Below are 5,035 nucleotides of genomic sequence, written 5' to 3' on the forward strand. Positions count from 1 at the left end.
TGGCGGCGATAGCGCGGTGGTCCCACCTGACCCCATGCCGAACTCAGCAGTGAAACGCCGTAGCGCCGATGGTAGTGTGGGGTCTCCCCATGTGAGAGTAGGGAACTGCCAGGCATCAAATTAAGCAAAAAGCCCAGTCGGAAGACTGGGCTTTTTGTTTTGGTGCGCCGATCAAGGCGCTGTCTGTTGACTGTGGTGGTTAACAGACGACTTGGAGGTGCAAGCTCTCTACACACCCGGTAGACTATGTGATATCTGAATTAGTCGGTATTTCTATTATGGCGCCAAGCATTTTTTCATTGAAGTCTCATAATTCTTTCTCATTATCTGTTTCTGCATCTTGTATTAAGGTTGTGGATACTCAGGATAAATTGATTGAAGGGTGGCGCGTCGCCAGTGCATCACAAGAGCCAGTTTTATTGCTTGGAGAGGGGAGTAATGTTCTTTTTCTAGAAGATTTCTTAGGCACAATTCTGTTAAATCGACTCAAAGGTATAGATATTCACGAAGAAAGCAATGGTTGGCACCTTCATGTCGGTGCTGGTGAAAACTGGCATCAATTCGTTGAATATACGCTTAAACGTGGTATTGCTGGGTTAGAAAATTTGGCGTTAATTCCTGGGTGTGTGGGATCTGCACCGATACAGAATATTGGTGCGTACGGTATCGAATTACAACATGTCTGTGAGTATGTCGAATTATTGGATCTGACAGAAGGTAAAACCATGCGTCTTACCGCTGAAGAATGCCAATTTGGTTATCGTGAAAGCATATTTAAGCATCAATATCGTTCTGGGTTTGCAATTACCGCCGTGGGGATTTTTTTAAAAAAAGAGTGGAATCCGGTGCTGAACTACGGTGATTTGACAAAACTGAATCCTGCAACAGTTACGCCACAGCAGGTATTTGATTCTGTATGTCATATGCGTCGAAGCAAGCTCCCTGACCCTGCAGTGACGGGTAATGCAGGTAGCTTTTTCAAAAACCCAATAGTTACAAAACAGCATGCTGGTAGTATTTTACGAGAATACCCGAATGTTCCCCAGTATTTACAAGCTGGCGGGAATGTTAAATTGGCCGCTGGGTGGTTAATAGATCAGTGTAAGCTTAAAGGGTTTCAACTCGGTGGCGCTGCTGTTCACGAGCAACAGGCATTAGTTCTGATCAATAAAAGTAATGCCAAAGGTTCAGATATTGTCGAATTAGCTCGCTATGTCCGCAATCAGGTCGCTGCAAAGTTCTCTATACAGCTAGAACCTGAAGTCCGTTTTATTGCTTCGCATGGCGAGGTCAATGCTATCGAGGTATTATCATGAAAGATATTACGGTTCCTCTTAAATTAATTAAGATTCTCTCTGATGGTGAATTTTACTCCGGCGAAGTACTGGGTGAAATGATGGGGATGAGTCGAGCTGCAATTAATAAACATATTCAAACTATACGTGACTGGGGAATTGACGTATTTACTGTAACGGGTAAGGGGTATTCTTTACCCGCTCCTATGCAGCTATTAGATCAAGACATAATCCTTAAGCACCTACCTGAAGGTGGAGTGACGGTTCTACCTGTTGTTGATTCTACTAATCAGTACATTTTAGAACGATTGGACACATTATCATCCGGCGATGCTTGTCTTGCCGAATATCAGCAATCTGGCAGAGGTCGCCGGGGCCGACAATGGTTTTCACCCTTTGGTGCGAATTTATATTTGTCCTTATATTGGCGCCTAGAGCAGGGACCTGCGGCGGCTGTTGGCGTCAGTCTAGTAATAGGTATCGTAATGGCCGAGGTGCTACATAAGCTTGGTGCTGATGGTGTGCGGGTCAAGTGGCCCAACGACTTATATCTAAAGGATCGAAAATTAGCCGGTATTCTTGTCGAACTTACTGGGAAAACGGGTGATGCTGCTAATTTGGTAATTGGAGCGGGTATTAATTTAAAAATGAGGGAACCCGCTACAGATATTATTAACCAAGGCTGGATAAATTTACAAGAAGCGGGCATAGACATTAGTCGTAATACACTTGCTTCGACCCTTATTTCTGAATTGAGAAGTGCTTTGGCTGTCTTTGAACTAGAAGGGCTTAAACCATTTATTTCCAGATGGGAAAAATTGGATAATTATTTCAATCGCCCCGTTCGTTTGATTATTGGCAATCGTGAAATATATGGAATTGATCGTGGAATAGATCGCCAAGGTGCATTGTTATTAGAAAATGACGGTATGATAACCCCATATATTGGTGGGGAGATTTCTCTGCGTGGTGCATGACAATGGGGGATAACCCCCATTTTATATATTTACTTTCTTAATCTAACATATTCAACCGCGTGGTTAGCGCTTTTAGTCATAATAAGGCTAGCTCTCTCCCTTGTAGGTAGAATGTTTTCTTTTAAATTAAGCCCGTTTATTTCCTTCCATAATTGAGAGGCAATGCCGACAGCTTCTTCTTCAGTCAGTTTTGCATAATTATGAAAATATGAATTTGGATTTGAGAATGCACCTTGCCTGAATTTTAAGAAACGATTGATATACCATGATTGTAGCAATGTTTCTGGGGCATCAACATAGATAGAAAAATCTACAAAGTCAGAAACAAAAACTCTATGTGGATCATGTGGATAGTCCATTCCGCTTTGCAAGACATTTAAGCCCTCTAATATTAAAATATCAGGCTGTTCCAACACTTTATTATTATTAGGTATTATGTCGTATGTTAAGTGAGAATATGTTGGGGCGGTGACTTGGTGTGTTCCTGATTTTATATCCGAAACAAATTTCACTAGGCTATGCATATCATATGATTGCGGAAAGCCTTTTTTCTTCATCAAATCACGCTCTTTTAGTACCTTATTAGGGTGAAGAAATCCATCGGTTGTAATTAGTTCTACACTACGATGTTCTGGCCAACGGCTCAATAATGCTTGAAGTACACGGGCAGTGGTACTTTTTCCTACAGCGACACTGCCTGCGATACCGATTATGTAAGGTATCTTTTGGCCATCAGTCCCTAAGAACTGCTCAAGTACAGCCTGACGGCGTAAATTAGAGCTGATATAAAAATTGAGCAGGCGAGATAACGGCAGATAAATTTCTGCGACCTCGTCTAATGAAAGATCCTCGTTAATCCCTTTGAGCTTAACGATCTCTTCTTCTGTTAGCGTTAATGGGACAGAATCGCGCAAGGCGGCCCATTGGCTGCGGTTAAATTGTAGATATGGCGTGGCCAAAGATTGCTCTCTATTGCTCATAAGTCGTGTTCTGCCTGCTTAACAGGTAAGAAAAGGGACTCTTAGCCCAGCGAGAAAGCGGGCTATTAACTTAGCCAACGCAATGATCGCTGCACCTTCTCTTATGTAATAAATTTTTGATAATGGGCAGGTTAACACTTTGCTGATAGAAATAAGAAGAGAAAATCAGTTCTGTGCTGGACGCTTCTGCATTTGTGCAGAGAGCCGCTAGCTGGCGCTTGCTTTACCTACACTATTCACTGCAAAGAGGCGTTTATAATAGATGGCGGTCGGGTGGTAATGACCATCAGGTGTGCAAGCATAATCTGGTAACTCCCCCAGATGGCGATATCCCAAGGCACGGTAGAATGCCTCTGCTGGTGATCCAGCTTGAGTATCTAAATAGAGTAGTCCCCTCTGTTGGAAGATCGCACTTTTTTCCAACAACTGAATGAGCTGTCGTCCTATCCCTGTTCTTCTTGCGCGACTATGGACCAGTAATTTTTGAATTTCAGCCCTGTTTTTTCCATTTGGTTTTTGACACAACTCCAACTGTACACTTCCGGCGATACCTTCATTGTCACGCGCTATCCATAGTATGCGTTCGCCACAGGCGACAGATGTTTGCAAACTATGAAAGTATTCTATAGCTTCTTTATAGAGCAGTGGGGAGTTGTATCCAACAGAAGCGCCTTTTTCTACAGCATCAATCAGTAAATTGGCCAGATCTTCGCGATAGAGAGGTAAGGTTGCTGCATTGAGTTGAACTGTTTTCATCACGTTTTGCCTGTTCGATATAGATTTGTTTTTAATGAGCAAAATTTATTCCAAGTCTATTTTCTTAAGAGAACGAGTAAAATTGCATCTGTCAGTGCAAAACCTGCTCCTTTAAAGGGCAAGAAATGTATTTTGGTGCAAGGGGAACGGAGGCAAGTTCAATAGCGAAACCCTAATTTTGTTGGATGAGTTTGGTGGTTCTTTGCGCTAATTCTTGCTGCTGCTCTAGATTTATGGGGTAATTTGGATAAAATCTAAGCGATAGCGCATTTTACGCAATTTTTTTGTTGCATCGAACGTTCTGTCTACCTAGAATGCGCAGCACTTGAGGCCGGCTTAGCTCAGTAGGTAGAGCAACTGACTTGTAATCAGTAGGTCACCAGTTCGATTCCGGTAGCCGGCACCATCAAGTACACAATCAGGTGGGGTTCCCGAGCGGCCAAAGGGAGCAGACTGTAAATCTGCCGTCACAGACTTCGAAGGTTCGAATCCTTCCCCCACCACCAAATTCAATCCTGGCAACAGGATATTCGATGCGGTAGCAAGACTAAGCCGAATCGACGAAGGCGGGGTCTATAAATCTTATTCCCCAATTTCAAAATCTACAGAAAAATTAGGTAGCCGAGTTCCAGGATGCGGGCATCGTATAATGGCTATTACCTCAGCCTTCCAAGCTGATGATGTGGGTTCGATTCCCACTGCCCGCTCCAAGATGTGCTGATATAGCTCAGTTGGTAGAGCGCACCCTTGGTAAGGGTGAGGTCGGCAGTTCGAATCTGCCTATCAGCACCACTTCCTTTTCCTCCTCCTGATTTTCTTTCTGTGAATAAATTCAGCAAGCTATAGCTTGGTTGATGTGGTGATACCACCGATTTATCCGTGTCTTAGAGGGACAATCGATGTCTAAAGAAAAATTTGAACGTACAAAACCGCACGTTAACGTCGGTACTATCGGCCACGTTGACCATGGTAAAACAACGCTGACCGCTGCAATCACTACCGTTCTGGCTAAAACCTACGGTGGTAG

5 protein-coding genes, 4 tRNA genes and 1 rRNA gene are annotated in these 5,035 nt (G+C 43.3%); 8 read left to right on the top strand and 2 right to left on the bottom strand.

What is annotated here, in order from left to right:
* From rrf to birA, 3 genes are all read left to right on the top strand, one after another.
* Positions 1-114 (top strand): 5S ribosomal RNA (gene rrf / locus KP22_RS20820); the annotation flags it as partial.
* Positions 115-278: 164 nt separating this feature from the next.
* Entirely contained in the window at positions 279-1,316 is a 1,038-nt protein-coding gene (murB, locus tag KP22_RS20825; RefSeq protein ID WP_039309213.1) for a UDP-N-acetylmuramate dehydrogenase, read from the top strand.
* Positions 1,313-2,272 (top strand): bifunctional biotin--[acetyl-CoA-carboxylase] ligase/biotin operon repressor BirA, encoded by a 960-nt coding sequence (gene birA / locus KP22_RS20830; protein ID WP_039309211.1) that lies wholly within the window; start codon positions 1,313-1,315, stop codon positions 2,270-2,272. The genes murB and birA overlap by 4 nt, the downstream gene beginning before the upstream one ends.
* A gap of 29 nt (positions 2,273-2,301) precedes the next feature.
* Here the strand turns inward: birA and coaA are convergent, their stop codons facing one another.
* A complete protein-coding gene (coaA, locus tag KP22_RS20835; protein WP_039309208.1) occupies positions 2,302-3,252 on the bottom strand; it encodes a type I pantothenate kinase in 951 nt (316 codons plus the stop codon).
* Positions 3,253-3,459: 207 nt separating this feature from the next.
* Entirely contained in the window at positions 3,460-4,008 is a 549-nt protein-coding gene (locus KP22_RS20840; RefSeq protein ID WP_039309206.1) for a GNAT family N-acetyltransferase, read from the bottom strand.
* A gap of 330 nt (positions 4,009-4,338) precedes the next feature.
* Between KP22_RS20840 and KP22_RS20845 the strand changes: the two genes are divergently transcribed.
* From KP22_RS20845 to KP22_RS22110, 5 genes are all read left to right on the top strand, one after another.
* Positions 4,339-4,414, top strand: a tRNA-Thr gene (locus tag KP22_RS20845).
* A gap of 15 nt (positions 4,415-4,429) precedes the next feature.
* Positions 4,430-4,514 (top strand) — tRNA-Tyr (locus tag KP22_RS20850).
* A gap of 129 nt (positions 4,515-4,643) precedes the next feature.
* Positions 4,644-4,718 (top strand) — tRNA-Gly (locus tag KP22_RS20855).
* Positions 4,719-4,724: 6 nt separating this feature from the next.
* Positions 4,725-4,800, top strand: a tRNA-Thr gene (locus tag KP22_RS20860).
* Between the two features lie 107 nt (positions 4,801-4,907).
* Positions 4,908-5,035 (top strand): GTP-binding protein (locus KP22_RS22110; protein ID WP_000031650.1); only part of this gene is annotated, 128 nt, incomplete at its 3' end.

Origin of the sequence: Pectobacterium betavasculorum (assembly GCF_000749845.1) — a bacterium.
Taxonomy (GTDB): domain Bacteria; phylum Pseudomonadota; class Gammaproteobacteria; order Enterobacterales; family Enterobacteriaceae; genus Pectobacterium; species Pectobacterium betavasculorum.